22 protein-coding genes are annotated in these 26858 nt (G+C 42.7%); 6 read left to right on the forward strand and 16 right to left on the reverse strand.

Annotated features, from left to right (window positions below; all coding sequences use genetic code 11):
* Positions 1-279: 279 nt before the first annotated feature.
* On the reverse strand, positions 280-1086 hold the full coding sequence (locus ACQKNS_RS18165) for an alpha/beta fold hydrolase (RefSeq protein ID WP_427644693.1): 807 nt from the start codon (positions 1084-1086) through the stop codon (positions 280-282).
* A gap of 166 nt (positions 1087-1252) precedes the next feature.
* On the opposite strand from ACQKNS_RS18165, the gene ACQKNS_RS18170 reads away from it, so the two are divergent.
* Both ACQKNS_RS18170 and ACQKNS_RS18175 read left to right on the forward strand, forming a co-directional pair.
* Positions 1253-2515 carry a dicarboxylate/amino acid:cation symporter gene (locus ACQKNS_RS18170; RefSeq protein ID WP_427644694.1) on the forward strand — a complete coding sequence of 421 codons (1263 nt, stop codon included), beginning with the start codon at positions 1253-1255 and terminating at the stop codon, positions 2513-2515.
* 135 nt (positions 2516-2650) lie between these two features.
* Entirely contained in the window at positions 2651-3322 is a 672-nt protein-coding gene (locus ACQKNS_RS18175) for a lysoplasmalogenase (protein ID WP_427644695.1), read from the forward strand.
* An 86-nt stretch (positions 3323-3408) separates the two neighbouring features.
* On the opposite strand, the gene ACQKNS_RS18180 is transcribed toward ACQKNS_RS18175, so the two are convergent.
* The 3 genes from ACQKNS_RS18180 to ACQKNS_RS18190 form a co-directional block, all read right to left on the reverse strand.
* Complete coding sequence (locus ACQKNS_RS18180) at positions 3409-4608, reverse strand: class I SAM-dependent rRNA methyltransferase (RefSeq protein ID WP_427644696.1); 1200 nt, start codon at positions 4606-4608, stop codon at positions 3409-3411.
* A gap of 110 nt (positions 4609-4718) precedes the next feature.
* Positions 4719-5711 carry a PTS transporter subunit IIC gene (locus ACQKNS_RS18185; protein ID WP_427644753.1) on the reverse strand — a complete coding sequence of 331 codons (993 nt, stop codon included), beginning with the start codon at positions 5709-5711 and terminating at the stop codon, positions 4719-4721.
* 398 nt (positions 5712-6109) lie between these two features.
* Positions 6110-7015: a LysR family transcriptional regulator gene (locus ACQKNS_RS18190; RefSeq protein ID WP_427644697.1), complete on the reverse strand. Its 906-nt coding sequence runs from the start codon at positions 7013-7015 to the stop codon at positions 6110-6112.
* 160 nt (positions 7016-7175) lie between these two features.
* On the opposite strand from ACQKNS_RS18190, the gene gdhA reads away from it, so the two are divergent.
* The gene (gdhA, locus tag ACQKNS_RS18195; RefSeq protein WP_427644698.1) at positions 7176-8558 is read left to right on the forward strand and encodes an NADP-specific glutamate dehydrogenase; all 1383 of its coding nucleotides are present in this window, start codon (positions 7176-7178) and stop codon (positions 8556-8558) included.
* Positions 8559-8764: 206 nt separating this feature from the next.
* Here the strand turns inward: gdhA and rbsB are convergent, their stop codons facing one another.
* From rbsB to ACQKNS_RS18255, 12 genes are all read right to left on the reverse strand, one after another.
* Positions 8765-9685: a ribose ABC transporter substrate-binding protein RbsB gene (rbsB, locus tag ACQKNS_RS18200; RefSeq protein WP_427644699.1), complete on the reverse strand. Its 921-nt coding sequence runs from the start codon at positions 9683-9685 to the stop codon at positions 8765-8767.
* Positions 9686-9700: 15 nt separating this feature from the next.
* Entirely contained in the window at positions 9701-10645 is a 945-nt protein-coding gene (locus ACQKNS_RS18205) for an ABC transporter permease (protein ID WP_076368471.1), read from the reverse strand.
* A 1-nt stretch (position 10646) separates the two neighbouring features.
* Entirely contained in the window at positions 10647-12128 is a 1482-nt protein-coding gene (locus tag ACQKNS_RS18210) for a sugar ABC transporter ATP-binding protein (protein WP_427644700.1), read from the reverse strand.
* 18 nt (positions 12129-12146) lie between these two features.
* On the reverse strand, positions 12147-12539 hold the full coding sequence (gene rbsD, locus ACQKNS_RS18215; RefSeq protein ID WP_427644701.1) for a D-ribose pyranase: 393 nt from the start codon (positions 12537-12539) through the stop codon (positions 12147-12149).
* Positions 12536-13420 (reverse strand): ribokinase, encoded by an 885-nt coding sequence (gene rbsK, locus ACQKNS_RS18220; RefSeq protein ID WP_427644702.1) that lies wholly within the window; start codon positions 13418-13420, stop codon positions 12536-12538. Before rbsK ends, rbsD begins: the two co-directional genes overlap by 4 nt.
* On the reverse strand, positions 13417-14403 hold the full coding sequence (locus ACQKNS_RS18225) for a LacI family DNA-binding transcriptional regulator (protein ID WP_427644703.1): 987 nt from the start codon (positions 14401-14403) through the stop codon (positions 13417-13419). Before ACQKNS_RS18225 ends, rbsK begins: the two co-directional genes overlap by 4 nt.
* Before the next feature lie 407 nt (positions 14404-14810).
* Positions 14811-16622, reverse strand: coding sequence for an IucA/IucC family protein (locus ACQKNS_RS18230; RefSeq protein ID WP_427644704.1), 1812 nt, complete (start codon positions 16620-16622; stop codon positions 14811-14813).
* Positions 16623-16644: 22 nt separating this feature from the next.
* Positions 16645-17973, reverse strand: coding sequence for a lysine N(6)-hydroxylase/L-ornithine N(5)-oxygenase family protein (locus ACQKNS_RS18235; protein ID WP_427644705.1), 1329 nt, complete (start codon positions 17971-17973; stop codon positions 16645-16647).
* The gene (locus tag ACQKNS_RS18240; RefSeq protein WP_427644706.1) at positions 17948-18532 is read right to left on the reverse strand and encodes a GNAT family N-acetyltransferase; all 585 of its coding nucleotides are present in this window, start codon (positions 18530-18532) and stop codon (positions 17948-17950) included. The genes ACQKNS_RS18235 and ACQKNS_RS18240 overlap by 26 nt, the downstream gene beginning before the upstream one ends.
* Positions 18522-20324, reverse strand: coding sequence for an IucA/IucC family protein (locus tag ACQKNS_RS18245; RefSeq protein WP_427644707.1), 1803 nt, complete (start codon positions 20322-20324; stop codon positions 18522-18524). Before ACQKNS_RS18245 ends, ACQKNS_RS18240 begins: the two co-directional genes overlap by 11 nt.
* Positions 20325-20326: 2 nt before the next feature.
* Entirely contained in the window at positions 20327-21835 is a 1509-nt protein-coding gene (locus ACQKNS_RS18250; protein WP_427644708.1) for a pyridoxal phosphate-dependent decarboxylase family protein, read from the reverse strand.
* 7 nt (positions 21836-21842) lie between these two features.
* Positions 21843-23195: an aspartate aminotransferase family protein gene (locus ACQKNS_RS18255; protein WP_427644709.1), complete on the reverse strand. Its 1353-nt coding sequence runs from the start codon at positions 23193-23195 to the stop codon at positions 21843-21845.
* Between the two features lie 256 nt (positions 23196-23451).
* On the opposite strand from ACQKNS_RS18255, the gene ACQKNS_RS18260 reads away from it, so the two are divergent.
* The 3 genes from ACQKNS_RS18260 to ACQKNS_RS18270 are packed head-to-tail and all read left to right on the forward strand — an operon-like array spanning position 23452 to position 26654.
* Positions 23452-24135 carry a polyphosphate polymerase domain-containing protein gene (locus ACQKNS_RS18260; RefSeq protein ID WP_427644710.1) on the forward strand — a complete coding sequence of 228 codons (684 nt, stop codon included), beginning with the start codon at positions 23452-23454 and terminating at the stop codon, positions 24133-24135.
* Between the two features lie 35 nt (positions 24136-24170).
* Positions 24171-24866 carry a DUF4956 domain-containing protein gene (locus ACQKNS_RS18265; protein WP_427644711.1) on the forward strand — a complete coding sequence of 232 codons (696 nt, stop codon included), beginning with the start codon at positions 24171-24173 and terminating at the stop codon, positions 24864-24866.
* Positions 24867-24923: 57 nt separating this feature from the next.
* Positions 24924-26654 carry a CotH kinase family protein gene (locus tag ACQKNS_RS18270; RefSeq protein ID WP_427644712.1) on the forward strand — a complete coding sequence of 577 codons (1731 nt, stop codon included), beginning with the start codon at positions 24924-24926 and terminating at the stop codon, positions 26652-26654.
* The last annotated feature ends 204 nt before the right edge of the window (positions 26655-26858 follow it).

Below are 26858 nucleotides of genomic sequence, written 5' to 3' on the forward strand. Positions count from 1 at the left end.
CCATCACTTCCTGCATGAGTTTCCCTCAATAACAGATAACGATCATACCAAGTTAAATCCACCTCATAATAGCCCAATTCCCGTGAAAAGGATATAAAAATATTACCTATTTAATTTATCAATTCCATTAACCGGCATGACAGACTTCTTTAGTACCAGTATTCCCTTTATTTCTTGCCGAAACCGTTTAATTGACAGAAAAATTTGATTTATAACCATACCATAAATAAAAGGAATGCGGGCACGAACCCTGCATCCCCTTTTTCCCGTCCTGCCCGACTATACGCCCTTTTGAATGAAGCAATCCACGGTTTCATTAAACAGATCGCTTTCTTCCATAAATGGACAATGGCAACTATCTTCAAAGATTACCAGTTTGGAATTAGGAATATTTTCATGCAAATGTTCCCCTGCTGCTACAGGAATGACTTTTTCATGCCTTCCGAAACAGAGAAGTGTCGGAATATTGATTTTTGGCAAGAATTCACGATAGTCCACAATCGATTGGTCAAATAGAATGCTGCTGGCGATGGATTCCGGCATTTTGGTCACTTCCCCAAGCATCCAGCTTGCATCCTCTGCAGATAATTCATTGTTGAACATGGAAGCAAGGAAGCTTTGTAAAAACGGGGAACGATTCGTTTGAATTTCAGTCATGAAGGCAATCAACGTGTCCATATCAAATGCACCGATATTAAAATCGGGCCACTTGAAATCAGAAGCCAATTCATCCACAATCACGGTTGAATGAACATTTCCCTCACCGAATTGCTTAAGATAGTCCCAGACGACAAATGCCCCCATGGACCAGCCTACAAGTATGACATCCTTTAATGCCAGTTTACCTATGAATGCATGAAGATCTTTTGCATAAACGGAGACCGTATTTCCGTAATGTACATGATTGGACTGGCCATGGCTTCTTAAATCAAGTAGGATGGTTCTATATTTCTCTGAAAAGTACGGAAGCTGCCTCTTAAAGAACCTACTGCTCATCCACACACCATGGATAAAAATAACCGGTCTTCCCTGGCCTTTTTCTTCATAAAACAACCGAACTCCCTCTTCCACCTCAATAAGTGACATTCCATCCCGCCTTCACTATTTTTTCATAACCCACTCCCTATTATTACTTATTGCATTTCTCGTTTTAACATTCCTTCCTATAAAAAAATATTGTCAAACCTGATTTTAGAGTTGATAATGAAGTATATTTTTATTGATATCTTCATCCTGAAAGGACGGAAATTTAATGAAGAGCTTTATCAAAAACTATCGATCCTCTTTAATACTGCTCACTGCCATTATTATCGGCGGGATAGCCGGCGTGGTTTTCGGGGAAAAAACCTCGGTCATACAGCCGCTAGGGGACTTATTCTTAAATCTGATGTTCACGATCATCGTGCCATTGGTATTTTTCAGCATTGCTTCAGCGATTGCCAATATGAGCGGAATGAAACGTCTTGGAAAAATCATGGGCAGCATCGTTCTCGTTTTCCTGACAACAGCCGCTTTGGCCGCCGTCATTGGATTTATTGGGACAACCATCGTCAATCCCTTGGAAGGCACAGATACGACAGCCATTAAAGAACTGATGGAAAACAGTTCCTCTGAAGAGGCCATCGAAGAAGTTTCTTTCCTCAGTCAACTGGTCAGCACAGTAACTGTATCCGATTTTCCAGAACTGTTCTCCAGAAGCAATATGCTTCAGCTTATCGTTTTCTCAGTATTAATCGGACTTTCCACTGCACTGGTCGGTGAGAAGGCAAGACCGATTACCGAGTTTTTGACAGCGGGTACAGCTGTCATGATGAAGGTCGTCAAAATCGTCATGTACTATGCTCCAATTGGGCTTGGTGCTTATTTTGCGGCGATAATCGGGCAGCTTGGGCCGCAGATTTTAGAAGGCTATGCTCGCACATTCATTCTTTATCTAGTCTTGGCCTTGATTTATTATTTCGGCTTCTTCACTTTGTATGCCTTTATCGCAGGCGGGAAAGATGGAGTTAAACTATTTTGGAAAAATGCCCTGACACCATCCATAACAGCCATTGCAACTTGTTCCAGTGCCGCATCCATTCCAGTCAATCTGGAATCAGTCAAGAAAATGGGCGTGCCTAAGGATATAGCGGAGACTGTCATCCCACTCGGAGCCAACACTCATAAAGATGGTTCGGTATTCGGCGGGGTATTGAAAATCGTTTTCCTATTCAGCTTATTTGGAAAGGATATGACAAGCATATCAAGCATTTTAAGTATACTTGCTGTTGCCTTTTTGGTTGGCGCCGTTATGGGTGCCATTCCTGGGGGCGGGATGATTGGAGAAATGCTGATTCTTAGTGTATTCGGCTTCCCTGTTGAAGTCCTGCCGATCATTGCCGTTATATCCACGATCATCGATGCTCCCGCAACACTGCTTAACTCAACAGGAAACACGGTTTGTGCCATGCTTGTCACAAGGCTTGTTGAGGGAAAAAACTGGTTAAAACAAGCATTTGTTAAAGAAGCTGTATGATTCTTATATCTGAACTGGCTCCTGGTAAAAACGGGAGCCAGTTTTTCATTTTCAAGACTTTCCTTCAAACAGTCCTTTAATTGACAAGGTGTTCCTATCCCTTACATAGAATAAAAGATGGAAGGAGGGATTTGAATGTTAATGAAAAGCTTACCTGCCGCCATCCTTATCACGGGACTATTATATATTTTTTTTATACCGGAAGAGCCTTTAATCATTAAAATCATGTTCAAGGTCATCCCCATGTTATTAATTTTGCTCTACGCCGGCAAAAATGCGGGAAGACGGGATCGTTACCAATCCTTCATACTTCTTGGTTTATTCTTTTGCATGCTTGGAGATGGTTTGTTAATCTGGTTCGTCATCGGGCTTTGTGCCTTCTTGATCGGCCACCTTTTCTATATTTCGGCATTCTTTAGACTGTGGACCTTTTCATGGCTTCGATTTGCGACGATTCTTCCGATTAGCATCTTCTCCACTTGGATTGGCCGTGAAATTGTACGTTCTTTAATTGAAAAAGGTGAGCATGACCTCATCATCCCTGTAATCTGTTATGTAACGGTCATCTCCCTCATGGGCTGGGCGGCATTCATGACCGGAAATGCGGCCGCAATCATTGGCGGGGTCCTGTTTGTGATTTCCGACTCCATTTTATCTTGGAACAAATTCATCGATGATGTTGCCTATTCTGGTCCACTGATCATGCTTACCTACTATGCAGCCCAGTTTTGCATCGCTAACAGCATTCGCATGAAACCTTCTTTCCATTTATCGAAAGTTTTTCAAAGTGAACGGACAAACCTTTGAATGTCGAATATCCGTTCGTTTCACATGAAACAATTTTTCATTAAAAAAGGCATCCTCAGCTCTAATGGAACTGTGGATGCCCTTTTTCAACCTTTAATTTTCTTAATGAAGACTACTTTTAGATAATTGCCTTCCTTATATTCCCTGATTGTTTTAAAATCAGCCGGTAATGAGAATTGTTCCATGATTTCATACTTTCCATTCATTTCCTTGAAAGCAACATCAATGAAGGTCTTGAATTTTTTCATGTCAAACGTACTGCAATTAGTTGAGGCGATAATGATCCCATTATCTTCCGTAATGGAAATGGTATCCTTCAATAGATTCGTATAGTCTTTCCCAGCACTGAAAGTGAACTTCTTCGATTTGGCAAAGCTAGGCGGATCAAGGATGACCATTTCAAACTTCAAGGCCTTCTTCACTGCATATTTAAAATAATTAAAAACATCCATCACCACGATATTGTGATCTTCGGGATCTATTCCATTCACACTGAACTGCTCGACCGTCTTTGGTAAACTGCGATTCGCCAGGTCGACACTGGTTGTTTTAACAGCACCGCCTAAAGCGGCAAACACGGAGAATGCCCCAGTATAGGAGAACATATTCAACACCGTTTTCCCTTTTGCGTATACATCCCGGATTTTCCTTCTGACATCGCGTTGATCAAGGAAGACACCGACCATTGCCCCATCATTCAGATAAACAGCGAAATGGACTCCATTCTCCTTTACAAGAAGCGGAAATGCAGGCTGTTCACCCATGACAAAATCATCTTCATCCACGTACTGCCCCTTTGTATCAAAGCGTTTCTTCTGATAAATCGATTTAACTTCGACCGTTTCCTGCAAAGCCTTAATGATGTAGTCTTTAAAGGAGTATATTCCTTTGCTATACCAGCTAATGACATAGTGGCCATCATAATGATCAATGATTAAACCGCCAATTCCATCACCTTCCCCATTAAACAAGCGGAAAGCTGTAGTCTCCCCATCTTCAAAAAATGACTTCCGGAATTCACATGCTGCCTGGATTTTACCGTTAAAGAAGGCTTGATCGATCTTTTCATCTTCATTTTGGGTCAATACCCAGCCATAGCCCTTATTTTGTTTACCATAATACCCCTTTGCCAAAAAGCGGTTGTTTTCATCCACCAAACGCACCATGGCTCCCTCTTCCTTAAGGTCATTAAGGTTGGCTATCGACTCTTTAACAATCAAGGGAAAGCCCTTGCCGATTTTACTCACGAACTTAGCTTTCACTTTTATATCTATTTCTTTTCCCATATATATCATCCTATCTATGCAAATGCTTTCCTCCCCATTTTACCCTAATCCCTTTATAAATAAAAACCAGCCCGGTTCCTTAACCAGGCTGGTTTCCAAGAAAAATTTGATTATGAAACTTCCAAATGAAGATCTCCTGGCTTAACTTTACCCATCATCTTCAATACCCGATGCAATGCAAGTGTGATTAAAGCTGGCAATACCATACCCACTGCCACATAAACTAGGAACGTGTACAACCCCTGACCGGTTATGATGGCAATCGGGGCAATCATTGAGCTTAGCCCCATGCCTCCAAGCTCATACGGCACTTGAAAATCGAAGGCCAAGGTAGCGATAGGCGCACAGATGATTGCCGCCACAAATGGCGGAAAGACATATAATGGTTTTTTGATTAAGTTAGGAAATTGAACCTTTGGCGTAACGACCATCTGTGCCAGGAACCCGCCCATATCATTATCTTTATAAGACATGACAGTGAACCCGACAAACTGAACGGTACATCCGATTAGAGCTGCAGCACTTGAAACCGGATCTAATTGCAGAGCTATCGCCAGTGCGGCGGAAGACGCAGGTGTCATCAATAAAATGCTCCAAACCAAGGCTATGACCATTGAACCGATTAAGGGAGAACCTGCGACCGCAGCGGTAGTTTGACTGCTTATCCATGTCAGGAGCGGAGTGGTGACAAGAGCCAGCCCATATCCCGAAACTCCACCGATAAGAACGGCTCCCATAGGGATGGCCATGATGTCCAACTTCGTTTTGCCGATCAAGCGCTTACCTATATATGTTGCAATTACTGCTGCCAAGACAGCACTTAGCGGCTGACCCGTAACAATCGTGAAGGCACCCTCGGCAGTTCTGTGGATGGCAGCACCCCCAACAGCACTTGAAGCCATGGCGCTAAAGATGATTAATGAATTTCCACCTAGCTGATATGCGATGCCTGCTCCCAAAGCCGGTGCCAGCAAGACCTTAGCGGCCCCGCCTATTGCCAGGAAGACCTCCCAACCTAAATATCCCCCAATGGATTCAAACAATAACCCGATCCCTAATGTAACCAAAACAGCGTTGGCTATCCCTGTCGATGCCTTGTACATTCGATCGCTGATGTATTCTTTCCTGCTCACTATATTTCCACTCCTTATAAATTATCAGAATATTCAATTTGATAAAAACGAAAAAAAAATGGTCTTCATTTAAAAAAGCCTATTAAGTATATCGCACCGCTGCCTATAATGTCTGCTCGTATAATAACATGAATTTTCTGATAATGTAAGGAGTATTTTTATTCTAATAAAATAAAACCGTTTTCAAAAACAGTGGTTTAACACATCCTTATACAAGAAAAAACTAATATTGTATTATTTCAAAATAGATTACCCCTTTTAAGGATGTGCTAGATGGAGATATTTCGGTACATTTGCGACAAAAAAAAGAACCCGATTAAGGATTCTCTCACTAACCGGATTTATGACCTTTCTAATAGATACCCATTCTATTTTTGAAACCCTTCCAATTTTTCAAAGGTATCCTTCAAATATTGGTAAAACAACTTCTCTGTTGGCATCAGTTCCCTATCTGTCGGAACGATGACCCCTACAGTCCTGGTTACAGGTGGATCCTCCAGCGGCAATTTAACGGTAAAACGAGGCAAGCTATCAATCAAGGATATCTCAGGTATCAAGGTTATGCCCAACCCTGCACCCACCAGGCCTTTTATAGCATCAGTATCTTTTCCTTCAAATGCCACTTCCGGTTCAAAGCCATGCAGTTTGCAAGCTTTCATAACGATATCCCTTAAAACATAACCCTTTGGAGATAGGATGAACGGATTTCCTTTAAGCTCATCCAAGCATAGTGATTTCTTCAAGGCCAAAGGATGGCTTTCTGGTAAAAGGGCAACTAAGTTCTCAATAAATAGCGTTTCTCCTTTGATTTTCTTTTCATTCACCGGCAGAGGACCGATCAAGGCCATGTTAATGTTCCCTTTTATTACCGAATCTATCAGGTATCGGTATGAACCTTGTTTCAGTGTGAATTTTGCCTGCGGATAACTTTCCCTGAAGTCGGAAATGACCCTCGGCAATACATAAGACGCCAAACTGCTGGGAAAGCCTATGCGGATGGTCCCTTTTTCTGGATTCAGGCTTTCAGCCATCTCACGCTTGGCACGATCGATTATATCCATAGCTTGCTCCATATTAGCTAGAAAGGTATGCCCGATAGGCGTCAATCTAATCTTTCGTCCATCCCGGATAAATAGTGGTACGCCCAATTCTTCTTCTAAATTATAGATTTGACGACTGACAGCCGACTGGGCAACATGCAAATTCACTGCCGCTTCCGTCATATGTTCACGCTTTGCCACTTCAATGAAATATTCGATTTGCCTTAATTCCACTTTAAGCTCCCTCTTCCATATCAAAACAGCATGTTACTTATCTAATATTCAGATTGTTTGTTTTATTTTTAAATTATATCATGAAAGTATCATATAAGACTGATATCTTATTCAATTGTATTTTAAGACTTTATTACATTACCTTAAGGGAGAGAGAGCAATGACCACTTCACAAGAAGTCGAGCATGAGGAGTTACAAGTTGCCAGAGAGTTCGTAAGTCAAGTATATGCACAGGTGAAGGAGCGTAATCCCCACGAAAGTGAGTTCCATCAAGCCGTAAAGGAGATATTCCTTTCATTGGTCCCCGTTTTTGCAAAACATCCTGAATATATGAAAACCGGGATATTGGAGAGGCTGGTTGAACCCGAAAGAATGATCACCTTCCGTGTTTCATGGGTTGATGACCTGGGAAATGTTCAAGTCAACCGTGGTTTTCGTGTACAATTCAACAGTGCAATCGGGCCATTCAAAGGCGGTCTTCGATTCCATCCCACTGTCAATTCCAGCATCATTAAGTTTCTTGGTTTCGAGCAAATCTTTAAAAACTCTCTTACTGGCCAGCCGATCGGTGGGGGAAAAGGCGGATCGGACTTCGATCCAAAAGGAAAATCGGACGCGGAAATCATGCGTTTTTGCCAAAGTTTCATGGCGGAACTGGCTCGCTATATCGGACCTGATACAGATGTTCCGGCCGGTGATATCGGAGTCGGTGCAAGGGAGATCGGTTACCTGTTCGGTCAGTATAAAAAGATGCAAGGCAGCTACCATGCCGGTGTCTTAACCGGTAAAGGCATAAGTTACGGCGGAAGCTTGGCCCGTACAGAAGCGACTGGATATGGAACCGTTTACTTTGTCGAAGAAATGCTAAAAGACAAAGGATTACAATTCCATGGCAGCACTGTCGTAATCTCCGGATCTGGTAATGTATCCATTTATGCCATTGAAAAAGCTACACAGCTAGGAGCAAAAGTCGTGGCATGCAGCGACTCCAATGGCTATATATACGATGAAAATGGTCTGAACCTTGACACAGTTCGACGTCTAAAAGAAGTGGAACGAAAACGTTTGAGCGAGTATGTCGATGCGCACCCGGAAGCTGTATACCAGGAAGGAAGCTATGGCATTTGGTCTGTACCATGTGACATCGCACTGCCTTGTGCGACACAAAATGAAATCGATGAGGAAGCAGCGAAATTATTGGTCAAAAACAATGTGAAAGCAATCGGTGAGGGTGCTAATATGCCTTCAACCCTCGAGGCCATAGATGTGTTCCTTAATAACGGCATCCTTTTTGGACCGGCAAAAGCGGCCAATGCAGGCGGCGTTGCCGTGTCTGCACTTGAAATGGCCCAAAACAGTGCCAGAATGCCTTGGACTTTTGAAGAGGTCGATGCCAAACTGCATGAGATCATGAAAAACATCTATAAAAACAGTGTAGAGGCTGCAGAGGCATATGGTGCACCTGGCAACTTGGTTGTCGGGGCCAATATTGCCGGATTCCTTAAAGTGGCGGATGCGATGCTGACTCAAGGTATACTCTAGCAATCAGTTGATTTAGGAGGCGGTTCCGACAAGGGCCGCCTTGCTTTTGTAAAAGAGCGTTTTCACTTCTTTTTTATACCACTCATTCCTATCAATTCAAGCTGGGTATCCACAATCAGTTAACATCAATTGGATTAAAAACATTTATTCCTTACGACAAAAAAGAGTGCCGGAAAAGTTCCGGCACTCTTTTTTTTGAGGGACAATCATTCTTTTGTGACCAATTTCAACGGAACGGAAATTGTGTCATCCACTTTGTCACCTTTTAAGATTTTTTCAGCCGCATTAACCGCTTCTTCACCGATAAGTGCCGGTTGTTGGGCGATTGTAGCTTTTAGTTCACCGCTTTCAACTGCTTTCAATGCATCATCATTTCCGTCAAAACCAACCACGATGATGTCTTTTCCTGCTGCCTTGATTGCTTCAATGGCTCCTAGTGCCATTTCATCATTATGGGCGAAAACCGCTTGGATGTCTTTATTGCCTTGCAGGATATTTTCCATGACGTTAAGCCCTTTTGTCCGGTCGAATTCCGCCGTTTGGCTTGTCAGGACATCTAACTGCTTGTCCGCAATATTGTGGAAACCTTTCCCGCGTTCACGAGTTGCGGATGCTCCGGATACCCCTTCAAGCTCCACTACTTTCGCTTTATCGCCAAGCTCTTTAACTAGATATTCTGCAGCCATTTCCCCGCCAGCCACATTGTCGGAAGCGATGAATGTTTCAATGTCACCTTCATCTGAAGAGCGGTCAATCGTGATAACTGGAATGCCCGCTTCATTTGCTGATTGAACGGCTGAAGAGATTGCCGCAGAGTCAGTAGGATTCACAAGAAGGACATCAACCTTTTGAAGGATTAAATCTTCAATTCCGCTAATTTGTTTTGCCGTATCATCTTGGGCGTCAACAACTGTGACTTTCATGCCCTTTTCTTTTGCTTCTTTTTCAATGCCATCTTTTAAGGAAACGAAGAAAGGGTTGTTTAAAGTAGAGATGCTGACTCCGACTTTCACGTCTTTCATGGAGTCTTTCTTTTCTTTTTTATCATCTGATAAACCTGAGTCCATTGAACAGGCAGCCAAGACCATTAAAGAAAGGACCATGATGATCGATACTATTTTTTTCATTGATTACACCTCTTCTTATGATTTTTTACGGTCAAGTAAGACCGCGATTAATATAACTGCACCCTTTACCACTTGTTGGTAGAAAGAGGATACACCAAGTAAATTCATGCCGTTATTCAAGGTACCGATGATCAGGACACCTACAAGCGTACCGAACAACCGCCCTTTACCGCCTGAAAGGCTCGTTCCGCCCAGCACCACGGCTGCGATGGCATCCATTTCATAGGATTGGCCTGCAGTCGGCTGTGCCGAATTCAGACGGGATGTTAAAATGGCACCAGCGATTGCCGCCATCGTACCGGCCAGACCATATATGGCCACCTTGACTCGGTCAACTTTAATCCCCGAAATGCGGGAAGCCCTTTCATTTCCCCCAATGGCATATGTTTTACGGCCAAAGGATGTTTTATGAAGCAGGAACCATAGGATTAAGAAAGCGATGACCATCACCACTGCCGGTACTGGAAGTCCCAGGAAGTAACCTCTCCCAAGCATCTGGAACATTTCAGAATCGCCTATTCCAGTAATCGGCTTTCCATCCGTATAAACAAGCGTTAACCCCCGGAAAATCGTCATGGTTGCCAATGTCACGATGAAAGGGGCCATTTTTCCCTTTGAAACGAGAATCCCATTGATTACACCCATTATTGCACCTAGCAGAATCCCTACTAATATAGCTAAAATCGGATCTAAACCCGAGACCATCATACCAGCCATAAGTGCGCTGGATAGAGCCAAAATGGAACCGACGGACAAGTCGATGCCGCCTGTCAATATGATAAAGGTCATTCCAAATGCAATAAGTGCATTGATGGAGGTTTGACGCAATAAATTTAAAATATTATTCGGTTCCATGAATGATGGATTTAAAACGGTTATTACGATAAATAAAAGTACCAGGGCGAGTAACGGACCAAATTTCTGCCAAATCCCGCTTTTCCCTGTTGCCTCAAGTTTCATCCTAGTTCCCTCCTGTCGCCAATGCCATAATTTTTTCTTGCGTCGCTTCCTGCTTTAACAATTCCCCAGCAATTTCACCTTCGTGAACCACAAGGATTCTATCACTCATTCCAATGATTTCGGGAAGTTCTGACGAAACCATGATGATGGCGATGCCCCGCTCCGTCAATTCATTCATCAATTCGTAAATTTCACGTTTCGCACCAACATCTATGCCCCGGGTCGGTTCATCCATAATTAAAACTTTAGGGGAAGTGCCGATCCACTTGGCTATTACCACCTTCTGTTGATTCCCTCCGGATAGATTGCCGATGACCGTTTCGGCAGAAGATGTCTTCACATGAAGTCGCTTGATCATCATTTCAGCAAAGTTCATCTCATCTTCCGTTTTTACGATTCCGCCAGGTGCAAAACTCTTGAGATTCGGCAAGCCGATATTTTCCCTTACAGAAAAGTCCAGGATCAACCCCTCTTCTTTACGATTTTCCGTAATGAAAGCCAGGCCGTGCCGAACTGCATCCGTTGGTTTCCGTATGGAAACTTTTTTGCCTTCAATGGTAATTTCACCGCTGTCTATTTGGTCGACGCCAAAAAGGGCGCGCATTATTTCAGTTCTGCCTGCTCCCATCAATCCGGCAACACCGACAATCTCACCTTGCCGAACCGAGAAATGGATATCTTCAAAAAGCCCCTTTTTAGTTAAACCTTTTACATCAAGGACGATGTCGCCAGCATTCGCTTCACGATGAGGAAAACGATCCTCCAACTCCCGCCCTACCATTTTCTGTACGACTTCATCAAAATTTGTATCTGCAATTCTTTTCGTATCTACTGTTTTTCCGTCACGCATTACGGTGATCCTGTCACAAATGGCGAATATTTCTTCCATTCGGTGAGAAATATAAACAAGTGATACTCCCTTTTTAGTAAGTCCCTTCATCACTTCAAAGAGCTTCTCTATTTCTCTATCAGTTAAGGCGGCTGTGGGCTCGTCCATGATGATGACCTCGGCATCCGTCATGAGCGCCTTGGCAATTTCAATCATTTGCTGTTCCCCGACAGAACAAAATCCTGCTTCCTTATCAAAAGGAAGGGAAATATTAAGTGTTTTAAAAATCTCATTTGCACGCGCTTTCATTTGTTTCGTCTTCAGGACACCGAAGGCATTCACCATTTCCCTGCCGATAAATAGATTCTCCAGCACGGTCATTTCCGGCCAAATATTCAATTCCTGACGGATAAAGGCCATTCCCGCCTCTTCAGCTTCCTTTGAATCCTTGAATGAGGTTTCTTTACCGTTAATCTCGATCGTTCCTTGATCTTGTTTATGCAGCCCGGTCAAAATGTTCATCAAGGTTGATTTCCCCGCTCCATTTTCCCCCATTAGTGCATGTACTTCCCCAGCCTCTAAAGAAAAATGAACACCTTCCAATACCTTATTTTGACCAAATGCTTTATAAATATTGTGCATTTCGATTTGCATGCTCATCATCTCATTTCTTTAAAAGAATACTCCAGACTGCAATATGCAATTTGAATATGGCGTCGTCTCCCCGGTCCGGATTATTGCTTTCGCGTTACTTGTCAGCCTTTTAAATTCTTCATGGGAAACATATTCAATCACTGCCCCGAATTGCTGCTCCATGTATTGATGCTGTTCGGGGTTTTTAACCTTCACTTCTGTGGCAGCGATAACTTTTTCAACAACCATATCTTCGTGAACCGCCCGGACGACATCTTGAAATGATGGTGTTCCAGGCTTCAATGCTAAATCTATCTTGCAGACTCCAGGTGGCACCGGCAGCCCGGCATCACCTATGACAATATAATCGGTATGACCAAGGTCAACCAGGACCTTGGCTATTGAACTATTGATGATTCCTTGACGTTTCATGCTTCAAAGCCCCTCTCGACCTCTACCCTTTGCGGCATGCCACCTTGGGCGCCTAACTTCGTCACCGAAATGGAGGCTGCCCGGTTCGCGAATAACAAACATTCGTCAAAACTTTTTCCTTCTGCAACGGCCACGGCAAAGGCAGCATTGAATGTATCCCCTGCGCCTGTTGTATCCACCGCTTCGACTTCAAAGCTTGGAACAACCTTTTCTTCATTCCCGTCGAAATAACGGACGCCATTTTTTCCTTCGGTAATGAATAATTTATTTGGATACTCAGTCAAGACTTTCGTTCTATCTCTCCCATTGAATAGTATCTCGAATTCATGTTCATTCGGAGTAAGGAATGACGCCTGTTGAATGACAGCATCGCTTAGCTTGCGGGCGGGAGCTGGGTTCAATAGCAGTCTCTTTTGAAGAGTGCTGCACATTTCAGCAAGATATTCCACTGTTTCCTCAGGTATTTCCTGCTGAACCATCACGATATCCGATTCTTCTATCACCTTTTTCGCCTTTTGTACATATTCGGGGGTAATGAAATCATTCGCACCTTTCACAACAATAATGCTGTTATCGCCTTCCGAAAGGGTGATGTGTGCTGTCCCGGAAGCAGAACCTGTAACCGGTTCCACATACTGCGTATTTACATGATTTTTTTTCAGGTTTTCCAAGATGATCTCTCCATAAACATCATCCCCTACACATCCAACCATTGACACTTCTGCACCAAGACGGGCCGCTGCAACAGCCTGATTGGCTCCCTTTCCTCCAGGAACCGTGATGAATGACTCACCTAAAACCGTTTCCCCGGCCATTGGCCGCTTAGCCGATGTCACCACTAAATCCATCGAAGAACTTCCCACTACTGCAATTCTTATCATGTTTTCTCCGCCTTCCTTCTCGTTGTTTGTCTCTCTACAAAAGAAACAGGGAGCTTTTTATGTGTTACTTCCATTTTTTCCTGATTGATTTTTTTAATTAGCATTTCCGCGGCTTGTGCCCCCATCTCATAGGCTGGCTGCCGAATTGTCGATAACGGTGGGTGCAATAATGCCGTGAAGGAGATATCATCATAGCCGATCAATTGTATGTCTTCCGGTATCCGTATTCCCCTTTTTAAAATCTCTTGAAGTGCGGCGGCTGCAACAATATCATTACAAGCAATGATCCCATCCGTTTCCGGATATTGCTCGAACAGCTGCTTCACGCAAGTTTGGCCGCCCTGAAGCGTTAGGGAAGAATCCATGACTTGCACGTTCACTTTTGCTTGTTTCAATTCTTCCAGTGCTGCCGTGTACCGTTCATATACTGGCTTGATTTCGACTGGTCCCCTAATGAGGACGATATTCGTACTGCCTCTATCCAGCAACACGCGCGCTGCCAGCTTACCGCCTGTCTTTTGATCGGAATAAACAGCTGGTAATTTCTCTGCCGTACGGTCAAGAAGGACAACTGGAATATCCAGATTATCAAAATTTTCATTGGCTTCTTCACTCGTTGAAGCAATCATGCCCACTACATTATTTTGCAGAAAAGTGTCAATATACTCTATTTCTTTATCTCTCTTTTCATCACTATTTCCAAAAATTAACCGATACCCAAATTGCTGCAAATAATCCTCGACACCTCTTGCCATTTCCGGGAAGAAAGGATTCGTAATGTCCGGCAAAATCAAACCAATCAATTTGGATTTCCGTTTGTAGAGGGATCTTGCCACTTCATTCGGTTTATAATTTAATTTTTCAACAGCTGCCATGACCGCCTTTTTTGTATCCTCATGTGCATAACCACTGCCATTCATAACTCTGGAAACCGTTGCCACGGAAACCCCAGCTTCCTTTGCCACATCCCGAATAGTTGCCAAAATACCACCCTCAATAATTTTGTGTAACCGTTTACACAATAGCTTATCACCAATTTATATGAACGGCAAGCCCTATTCCAAAGATAATTTTTAGGCAATTCGAACCAAAAAGGATAACATAATCCTTTTTTATGCGTATATTTGTTAACCATTACCGCTCTATCAACTTTTATAACAAAGTTGGTTGAACGGGTGTAATGTAAGAGACTCCTGCGGGTAAAGCGCGTCCAAGGGAGACACCGCAGGCGCAGACGAGGAGGCTCCCTGACAGCCCGCGGAAAGCGAGTGCCTGGAGCGGAAATCATCTCTCAAATTGTAAAAGCCATAAAAAAACAGCAGTCAAACTCGATTTTCACGGAGTTTGACTACTGTCTGAAACTGGCCCAAAAGCCTGAGCATGTTTAACTTTAAACCGTTTTTGCCGGTAACATTTCATAAAGGGCATTATTCACATGCCCAAACTCAGATGCATGAGGACGGTCTTCACCATCGCTATATCCATATTGAAGCATCCGATTTCTATTCAGGCAGAGTTTCGTTAATTTTGGCGCAAAGAAATTGAATGTCTCGAAACGATCCTTTAACATAGGGAATTTTTTCTGATGTGTAAGGATTGTTTGGGCGACACCTTCCCAAAAAGCATTCTCATCCAAAAGAGACCTCTTCATCAGGAGTGTTGATAAGTATCGGAAATGACAGATGAATAGTCCCGTGAAAATGAATTGAACCAGCCCCTCGGGAGCCTCACTTCTTAGTACTTTCCTTAAATCATCAGGAAGGCTGCTTAATTCAGGAAGCGGCTGATCACTGACGTTCACATCATCTACAAAATCCTTAATCGCCAAACGGTGAGGCTTGTAATCCTTCAATACTAAAATGGTATTTTGACCATGCGGCGAAAAGACCAATCCATATTGATAAATAAAATGTAATAATGGTGATAGGATGACGTCGAACAATTGAGCTGTCCAGGCTTCTGCAGTCAATCCCGATTTTTCAATAAGGCTTTCTACATATGGTTTCCCTTTGCTGTCCACATGTAAAAGGGACGCAAGCGTAATGGGCTTTTCGCCGTCTCCCATATAACTGTATATGCTCTCTCTCCAAATGCCCCCCAGCATCTCTAAATATTGATAGGGTACATTCTCTAGTTTGGAATAATACGGGTGATCGACATTTAAACTGGCCACTTCACCAGGAAGCACCACTTTGCATTGTTCTTTCAAGAATGAATCATTTTCATAAATGTTCTTTATATACGTTGTGATTTTTGGGGCAATGACCGTGCGTTCAGCAGGCAATCCACGGTAGACCAGCGTGTTTAAAATGCTCATCGGCAGCTTGACGTGGTGTTTATCCTTATTCGATACATTAACGAATGTCCGGATGGATTGTTGCGGCAGATACTTATCAGGGCCATTTCCCAAAGCTACGATCAGCCCTTTGGCCAAGTCATCGGTAAAGTTCTGGATGATTACATTCTTCCACTGCCATTCATGGACTGGGAGGTAATAATAGTTTTCTGCGTTCAGCCCTTTTTCCGTCAATATCTTTGCAAAAGATTTTAGGGTTTCCCCATCCAGTTCATTCTCCATCAATTGCTTATAGGATAACGTTTCGACTGAATTGAACTCTCCCCTCGTTTTATGGACGGCAATCCAAGATAACTGAACTTCCTTCTGGTTTTCCGGAGCGAACTTCAAATAATCATCATAACCGAAACCGATTCTTCCCTTGTTATAAGCGATCCAAGGGTGACCGCTCATTTCTCCTTCAAGTAATGCATAATCCAATTCGACTAAATCATCTGCATCTTGTTCAGGTTTGGATAGCAATTGGAGATCTGCAAGCAGCGTATGATGGAATTCTTTGATTAGATGTCCTGTAGTTTCTGCAGTCATCCCAATTAATGGCTGGATGTCCAAAATGAATTGAATGGCATCATTGGCCTGTGTAAAGCCTTCCTTTTCACATACCTGGATCGACTCGGCCTGTACTTCAAAGCTGTCAAAAAGACGGGGCAATGCCAAAAATTGATAAGATTTCCCCTCATTTATCTTTAACTCATATAGGTTTCCCGCTGCATTTTCGTTCAGAACAGCTGGATGGATCATATCTTCATACATGTACTCAGAAATCATCTTGGCCAGCAGGTTTTGGTTGACTATCGCCCAATTGTTTTCTGAAACCGCCTGTTCCACTTCATTTACGAACTGCATATAATTCTCCCCTTCCTTTCTCTTAGTAAGCCATGACGGGCGTTTTTACACGAAATGACTGAAATGCACCCTTTGGCTCGGATGGATAAACTTCTTTACCTGCCAATTGATTGATGATAATCGAATTTCGGAATGCCCCTAAGCCTAGATCCGGAGCACCGACACCATGTGTATGTATCTCGCCATTTTGAATGAAAAGGTGATTCGGTGTAGGGATGGCCGTTCCTACCCGATAATCTTTCGTTATTGCAAGACGCCCCAAATCATCGCGGACTAAATGTTCCTCCATGGTTTCAAGGAATGCCGGAAGGGTTGATTTATAGCCCGTTCCAAAAACGATCGCCTCTGTGTCCACATCAAATTCGCTTTCTTCTACCCACTGTCGGCATTTCAATCTCCAGCCATCTTCAGCGGGGGTAACTGCCGCAACTTCCGTCATGGCCCGAAGTTCAATGGAAAGTTCGGCATTTCCAATCGATTTTTCATACATCTTGTCAAAAATTGCTGCAATTGTCGCAGCACTGATCCCTTTATACAATAAATCCTGTTTCGGCAGGATTTCATCCTTCTTTTCCTGTGGCAGCCGATAAAAGAAATCAAGGTAATCCGGAGTGAAGTATTCCAACCCAAGTTTTGAATATTCCATAGGGAAAAACCCCTTGGATCTTGTATACCAGTTTAGCTGGTAGTCATTTTCCTCCTGCTCATTAAGCAGGTCGAGAAAGACCTCTGCTGCACTCTGTCCAGACCCGACAACCGTTATGGATTTTTTCTTTAAGACATTTGCTTTATTCCGTAAATAATCGGCCGAATGCAGGATGCTCTCTCCCATATATGGATGAAAGGCCGCTGGAACTGTCGGGGCGCTGCCAATTCCCATTACTATATGACGGCTATAATAGACTTCAATCTTTTGTGTTTGTGCATCCCTTACGCTGATTTGATAGCAGGGTTCACCTTGATCACCTATATATTCAACCGCCTCCACCGCTTTTCCGAAACGGCAGCTATCAAGTTGCTGGGCAGTCCAGCGGCAATATTCGTTATATTCTTTTCGCGGAATCAAGAATTTTTCAAGAAAGTAGAAATGATAAAGCCGATCATGCTGCTGTAAGTAGTTCAGGTAACTATATGGGCTTGTCACATCTGCCATGCTAACTAGATCGGCAAAAAAAGGCACCTGTAAGGTTGTCCCTTCCAACAACATCCCTTCATGCCAATTAAATTCCTGCTTTTTCTCAAAAAAGACGGCATTCAGCTCCGGGGTTTTCTCCAAAAGGGCCGCAAGTCCAAGGTTAAAGGGTCCTATCCCTATCCCTACCAGGTCATAGATAGATTGTTGCTTCTCCATACTTCCACTTCCTCTCGAAGTTCTCCCGAGTGCATGACATAAGTAATGCTGTTTTATCAGGGAGCTCAATTTCTTTAATTGGGGTAAACCCGCACTTTTCAAATAAGTAAATCATCTTTGCATTTCGAATATCCGGTTCAGCCATCACTTTTTTCGTTTTCGCAGAAAGCAGTTGGTATTTCACCATTGCACGTAAAAATGGCAAAGCCAGTCCCTTTCCTAGATAATCCGGATTACCTATGAGTAAATGTATGCCTTGATCTCCATCTTCGGATTCATAATAATCTTCGATGATATCGCCTTTTACCCAATATGATTCCCAATAGCTCATGGGAATGGAGTCAAGACAGCCTAAATAGAGTGTTTGGTGTGTATCAGCCAATGCCTTTTTTAAATGAACGGCGAATTTTTCTTTTGTGAAATTCAAATTCCAGTAGGGGATCACATGATCTTCATGCATCCATTTATGCAGCGTAGACAAATCCCTCTCAAATTCAACTTTGACAAATGAAAGCTGTTGATTACGGTCCTTCAGCATTTCTTCATAACTATTTTTCATGGACGGCCATGACCCCCTGTGCGAACGGATTATCAATCGTTGTATAAACGGATTGTGTCTCAAGTGAGCCGACAAGTTCATCCATATCATGGAATCGTGTCAGTAAATTAGCCTTACACGATAATTCCCGGGCATGAAGCAGCTTTGAAACAACTCGATTCACACCTTCATCTTCGCTTTCCCTGCTGCATGTTTCCAGTTGTTCCTGAACGAGCTGTAACAGTTTGTTCTCTGATACTAATCCTTCCGTACCAAAATTATTGATTAGGCCTAATAAGTGATTAAAAAAGAAATAGTATTGCAGCCTTTCTTCAGCGACTTCATCTGAACAAATCGTGAAGCTTTTTTCACTTAGTTCAGGCAAGATCTTCAGCAGCCTGTCCACTTTGGACTCACAATAGTAATACCCTTGATTATCCCGATAATAAAAAGTGGCTGGATACCCATCTTGAAGTTGAATGATGGAATTTTGTTGATGGGCCTCCAAAACAATTCCATACTCTTCAAAAAGCCAAAGCATCGGTTTTAAAGTCATTGACAGATAGGTTTTGAACCAATCCTTACTTACTTCTTCAGTATTACGGTTTTCTTGAGCCGATAATTTGCGGATGATCGCTCCAAGCCTTGATGGTGCGCCATAGGCATTGTCCTGACATAAGCCGGCAATCAGGCTTGCTTGTTTATTGTTTTCATAAAAAGGGTTTTCCCGGATATCAACATCGAATCCCGATTCTTGCTCGGTTGTTTTGATCGTTAGGTAAGCTGGGTCCTTGATGATACGGAAGGAGGGGTGCCGTTCTTTAAGATCATCGCCCACTTTAGAATCTATTAATTTAGCAATTTCCACACCGCGATCTAATTCTTTTTGCAAATTTGCACGTAAGGAATTCGTAATTTTAACCGGAACGGAAAATTTGTACATGTATCTCGATGTGGCACTATATACCGTTCTGAATGAAGAGGTCGCCGTGAATTTTTTCCCAAACGGTCCTGCATAAACTAGTGTCCCTTGCTCGATCAGCCTCTTGACCTCTTCCTTTTCGATAAGCACTTTTGCCTGGAGCGGGTGTGCCGGGATGATGACATATTTGCTTTCCTTATGGCAATACGTTCCTCTGAATTCACTGGAAATCTCCAAGTCACCGGCTAATTCCTGTTTAATGATCTCACTTGCCGATCGGACATCACTGGAGTCCTGGATGACAATCGAAGGTTCTGCCAGGAAGTAGTGCAGCTGAAACTCCCCTTTTAATTCGGGTGAATAAATCCATTCTTCTTTTTCTGAAATGCCCTGCTTGCTTTTCGGCGTCGGGTGGAACAGGTGCCCGAATAAAAGGGACTGCTCCGCTTCGATGTAGGTGAAATCAGGACTTTGAAGTGCATCAATGTCTTCCATCCTTGCTTCAACATACCGTTGGATATTTTGGCTGCTTAGGATGACACGCAGCATCAATTCATCTTCACTATCCGTCCGCCCCTGCTCATTCAATAATTCTTTGGAAATGATCGAGACCATTGTCACGTAATCCAATTCATGTACTTGCATGGATGCCGTTTGATAGTAAATAGGGAAGTTGAAAATATGACGCCCCGTTTCCGACCAATATTTAAGCGGAACAAGCAATGCAATATCTTGGGACATGAGCTTACTGACTACTAATGAATCCGGAATGGCCCCATCCAAATTCGGCCAGTCTTTCGTTTCTTCTAAACTGTAATTTCCGGTTTCCCGGAAATAACAATTCAGAAAGCTTTGCATTGTTGCCCTTTCAGCTATTTGCTTACCATTCATCTTCATTCCTCCATTATCTTGAACATTTCACCCAAAACGCGGATTTCATCTAAAATTCCATCTATGTGTTCAAGGCTTGTCATTGGATTCAATAGTGTCATTTTTAAATATACCTGTCCGTCAAAACGGGTTTTTGCTAAAAATGCCCGTCCGCTTTTCAGTAATTCTTGCTGAATCTGTTTATTTAATAGATTCACTAACTGATCATTTTCTCCCTCGGAATCATAACGGAATACCACCGCATTCAATTCAGGTTCTTTATTCAATACCGTGAACCCTTCCTCCTTATCGATTTTCGCTGCCACTTCACGTGCAAGATGACAAGTATAGTCGATCATTTCGGCAAAGGTATCCAGTCCTACGGCCTGCAATGACATCCAAAGTTTCAATGCGTCGAACCTTCTCGTCGTTTGAACAGATTTATTGACTAAATGAACCATGCCCTCTGCTTCATCTTCCTGTGGATTCAAGTAATCGGCGTGATGCTGGATATATTGAAATGAGTTGCTGTCAGAGACAAGAAAAGCACCGCAACTGATGGGTTGATAAAATAATTTGTGAAAATCAACCGTAATCGAGTCGGCCCGTTCAATTCCGCTGATTAACCCTTTGTAATCCTTACTTAAGATCATCGCGCCTCCATATGCGGCGTCCACATGCAGCCATATCCCATGTTGCCTTGCCGCTTCGGACAATTCATGTAATGGATCGATTGAACCGAAATCCGTTGTTCCACAAGTTGCAACGATGGCAAATGGCAGTAAACCCTGTTCCTCTAAATTCGACATTTGATGATTTAATTCGTCCATGGACAAACGGTGTTTTGAATCCGTTTTAATCGTGACTACAGCCTGTTCACCAAGCCCCAGCTGTGCCGCTGATTTACGGACCGTAAAGTGGGCAGCCTCGGAGCATAAGATCCGCAATTTTTTCGCCTCGACCGGCAAACCTTGCTGCTGAACATCCACACCCCAGAAACGCTTACAATAAGCGTCCCTCGCCAATAGCAGTCCCATATAATTAGATTGGGTTCCACCGCTTGTGAAAATCCCATCCGCTTGTTCAGGTAACCCCACCTGGCTGCACAGCCAATCTATTAAACGCTCTTCAACGAAGGTGGCAGCCGAGCTTTGGTCCCATGAATCCATGGATTGATTCAACGTACCGATAATCATTTCGGCAGCCACGGCAGGTATCAATGTCGGGCAATGCAAATGTCCGATACAAGTGGGGCTGTGTACATTGATGCTGTCGTTAATAACAAACTCCGCCAGCTCATCCGCTACCGCTTCCATTGTCTTCCCTTTTAGAGAAGCAAGTGAAAGCTCGTTTAATCTTGCCTCGATTTCATACGGTTTTTTCCCGGAGTATGGTGAATCATTCCCTTTTAAAAAGTCCGTCAGCTTTTTTTCGATGACTTTTAATGACTGGCTGTAGTTATTGAAACCTTCTTCGTTATTCAAGAACATACGAGAATAAGCAAAATCCGTCTTATTTATCGTTTCAATCATTGATCATTCACCCTCTTGCAACAGCTGCACGAACTGCTTGTTCAAAAATTGCAGTGGCTTCGCGAAGCTGGGATTCCGTTACGATCAATGGAGGCAAGAACCTCACTACACTTCCATGTCTGCCGCCAACTTCCAGAATCAACCCTCTTTGAAAGCATTCCTGTTGAATGGCACTGGCAAGTTGCGAATTAGCAGGATGGCTTCCATTTGCATTTTCCGGTTCTTCATGATTGATCATTTCCACACCGACCATTAATCCCCGGCCCCTGACATCACCGATCTGCTTAATTTCTTTTTGCAAATCTTTAAGAGTATCCTTTAAGATTTCTCCCATTTTAGCGGCATGCTCCACAAGATTCGTCTCTTTCATGTATTTTAAAGTAGCTGTTCCCGCTGCCATTGCCATTTGATTTCCGCGGAACGTACCGATGTGTGCACCTGGTGACCATAGGTCAAGCTCTTTGTTATAAATCACCACCGATAATGGAAGACTTCCGCCTATTGCTTTGGATAGTACAAGGACATCCGGAATGATTCCTGCATGTTCAAAGGCAAACATTTTCCCTGTACGTCCGATACCTGATTGAACTTCGTCAATAATTAGCGGGATGCCCTTCTCTTTCGTTATTCTCCTGATTTCCTTAAGCCATGGAATTGGAGCTGGAATGGAGCCACCCTCACCTTGTACGGCTTCTAAAATCATTCCTGCAGGCGGCAATAATCCAGATTCAGGATCGTTCAATAGATTTTCGATATACCGGCTGCTGATTTTATGGCTTTCTTCTCCGCCTATTCCAAAGGGGCAGCGATATTGGTAAGGATACGGCAGGAATTGTACATCCGGGATTAACCCTTGTATTTTTTCCTTTGGTTTTGTATTGCCGCTGATTGACATGGTTGCATGCGTTGCCCCGTGGTAAGCTCCTTGGAAGGATAAAATGCTTCTATTGCCTGTTGCTGTTTTTACCAGTTTAAGTGCTGCCTCGATGGCGTCTCCGCCAGTAGGACCACAGAATTGAATTTTCGCATTTTTCCTGAATTCCTCAGGCAGGCATTTAAAAATTTCATCTACGAACTGTTCTTTGATCGGCGTCGTAAAGTCCAATGTATGCAAAGGACGCTTATCCTTAAGAATTTTTTCCATTGCTTCAAGCACTGCCGGATGATTGTGTCCAAGTGCTAATGTTCCAGCCCCGGCAAGAAAATCAATATATCGTTTTCCATCCATGTCTGTTAAGTAAATTCCCTCCGCATGATCGATCGCCATGGGTAATCTTCTAGGATATGATCGGGCATTTGATTCCCTTGTATTTTGTTGTTCCAATAGTTGATCATTTTTTGTCAGCGTATTCGTTATCATAGTGAACCTCCATGAATTGAATTAATTGAGAATAATTATCATTATCATGGAATTCATTTTACTGATAATGATAATTATTCTCAATGAGTAAATTCACTCATTTTTCTGCTATTAAATTCCAATAAAATTAAGAAAAGGTTAAAACTGGGGCCTATTCTCTATTTAACTATTCCATATAAAAAATGTTCTTAAGGTTTTATTAAGCTTCCGTTTATAAGCTGAATGCAGTAAAAATCATGGAAAAGGAGGAACGACAATGAACGGTTTAAAGGGAAGGCGGGAACTCAAACATGCAATCACCAAAGCGGATTGTCATTTACTAAGAAAGAATCTGCTAAACTTCATGAGGCTTGATCCCCATGGGCTTGATGGGAAATATTTAATTCGAAGTGTTTATTTCGACAACTTTGACAATAAAATCCTGCGGCAAAAAACAGAGGGGTTCTATCATAGGGATAAATTCAGGGCCAGACTTTATGATCATAATGCCAATTTCATCAATCTAGAAAAAAAGAGTAAGCGGAATAACCTTACCTATAAACAGAAGTGCAGGCTTTCTGCTAGAGAATACGAACGGATTCGTTCAGGGGATATAGACTGGATGTCCGAGGATTCAAGGGATATCCTCAGGGACTTATACATCCAAATGACCCTTTTCCAAATCAAGCCGACAACTGTCGTTGACTATGAAAGGGAGGTATTCATCTATGAGTACGGAAATGTGCGGGTAACCTTTGACAGTAATGTGAAAACGAGCTATCGGGATACGGACTTCCTGAATCCCGAATTAATCGTGGTCAATGCTTTAGACCCAGATTGTGTCATCCTGGAAATAAAGTTTGATGAATTTCTTCCGGATATCATCAAACAATTGTTATCCATCATCGATACTAGAAAAACGGCTTTTTCGAAATACCAACTAAGCAGAAGATACGGCTGATTGCAACAAACACATGAAATTTGGAGGAATAGAAAATGGATACAACGACAACCAGCACCACTTTTAATGATATTTTCAAATCCAGCTTTTTGGACAAGACCGAGAGTTTTTCAATCATTGACTCCCTAATTGGATTACTGTTGGCATTTGCCATCGGATTGTTCATTTACGTCATTTATAAAAAGACCTTTTCCGGTGTGATGTACTCACATAATTTCAATATATCCCTCATCATCATGACAATGGCCACGGCTTTGATCATCATGGGCATATCAACTAATATCGTTATCTCCCTTGGTATGGTCGGTGCCCTTTCCATCGTGCGATTCAGAACGCCTATCAAGGATCCCATGGACTTGGTCTTCCTATTCTGGGCAGCGGCGTCCGGGATTTTATGCGGGGCCGGACTTATTCCGCTGGTGATCATAGGTGCCATTTTAATAGGCATTGTGATGCTCATATTTGCCAATCGGATCACTGTTGAAAATCCATTTTTACTAATCGTTAAATATTCAGATGCATCAATTGAAAAAGCGTTAGAAGAAGTGATATCCAACAAGGTGAAAAGGCATTCCGTCAAATCGAAATCCGTCATGGCGGATAATAACCTCGAAGTGACATATGAAATTCGATTAAAAGATAATAATGCGGAATTCATAAATCAAGTCAAGGACATGAACAGCGTTCACTCTGCCATCATGTTAAGTTATGATGGCAACTTCACAGCTTAAGATAGATGGCGGACATAAAAATCCATGCCCAACCCCTCTAGAGGAAGGAGCCTTGGCATGTTAAAAACAAGATATGTAGTAGCGACCAGCGGATTATTGATCATAATTTTTATTGCAGTGATGTTTTTCTTTCCCAATCTTCAAGTTGAAAAAGCCACTAAAGGAAATACTTATACAAAATCTGTATTTGACCAAAGTAAGGTGACAACCGTGGATATAACATTGGCTGATGAGGATTTGGAATCCATCCTGGATAACCCCTCTGAAAAGGAAGTTGTTGCATCGGATGTGACCATTAATGGGGAAAAAGTTGAAAATGTGGGGTTTCGAACCAAAGGAAACCTTTCCTTAAACTCTGTTGTACAAATGGAAAATTCGGAACGCTACAGCTGGAATATAGATTTTGATTACTATCAATCAGATCAAAATTTACACGGTCTGAAAGAATTCGATTTAAATAATAATTATAGTGATCCCACGTATATGAGGGAGTACCTTTCATATGAGCTAATGGAAAAGATGGGCATCGCAACTCCTGGACACTCCTATATGTACGTGACCATCAACGGAAAAGAATGGGGCTTGTATTTAGGCGTTGAATCTATTAATGAAACATTTCTGAATCATAACTTTCCATCTGGCAACGGTGATCTTTATTATCCTGATGGCACCGGAAGTGATTTAAAATGGATCAGTGATGATATTGATGATTATACAGGGTTGAACTTAAAAACAAATGAAAATTCCGATCAATCTGCCATGATCAAGATGCTTGATGCTATCAATAATGGCGGGGATTTGGAAGAAGTGTTAGATGTAGATGAAACATTACGCTACTTTGCAGCAAATACGGCCCTCGTCAACCTCGATCATTATCAAGGCACATTAAAGCATAATTACTATCTGTATGAGGAAAATGGAATCTTTTCCATGCTTCCCTGGGACTATAATATGTCATTTGGAGGCTTTTCCGGAGGCGGCGGGCGACAGGAGGGCGCACCCGATCCAGAAAATAAAAATGAAGTGGCCGCTGGCCAAAAAGATGAAGCGGCGGCTGAAAATAACGACGATGCTGCTAAGCAGGATGACACGGAACTTCTTGGGGAAGCACCGAATATGAACGGTGGCGGAATGATGGATATGAGTTCGAACTTCATGAATGAAAATAATATCAACTTCAGCATTACCGAGCCTGTTTCAGGTACGGCCCTTGAAGACCGCCCTTTATTGAATGCCCTGCTTTCCAACGACGGGTATCGTGAAAAATATTATGATTATCTGGACGACATTGCCACGGATTTTTTCTCTGAAGAAAATATGACAGCAATGACCACTGAAATTTCTACATTAATCACACCATATGTGAAAAAGGATCCTACCAAGTTTTATACAATGGACGAGTATACAGAAGCAACGTCAGGCGAGGAAACGCTAGTTGATTTCGCTGTCCAACGTGCTGAATCCATCTTGGCGCAGCTTTCTGGAGATCTGGTTGTGGAAGCCGAGACAGAAAGCGGTATGGGCGGCGGGGCCCCTAATATGGGTGATGACGCAAATGCAGGCCAACAACCACCAAACATGGGCGGCGGCGAGAATGGGGCTGCCATGCGTCCCCCTGACATGGACCGCGGCGAGAATGGTGCACCTTCACGAATAAATGGGAACATGAACCAAAAGGAGGCAGGTAACAGTAGCTTCCCCAAAGATATGATCATTCTATCTTCCGTGCTCCTAATCTTATTATTAGGTGCAATGGCTTTCGCCCACTTCTTTAAACGAAGAGGGTAAAAAGTATAATGGACAACCCCCTCCCAATAAAAAAGGTGCAAAAAGGAGTTGGGAATGGTTCCATCCCTAAACATGATTATGACAAGGGTATGCTACGTTTTTTTAAGAAAACTGTAGGCAAACTGCTTTTCTTCGAATTATCTATAGTCCGAGGTATCCCAAAATATTCGGGATACCTTTTTTATTGAAGCGGCGTATAGCCTT

It is taken from the genome of Peribacillus sp. NPDC094092 (assembly GCF_050279365.1).
Lineage (GTDB): Bacteria > Bacillota > Bacilli > Bacillales > DSM-1321 > Peribacillus.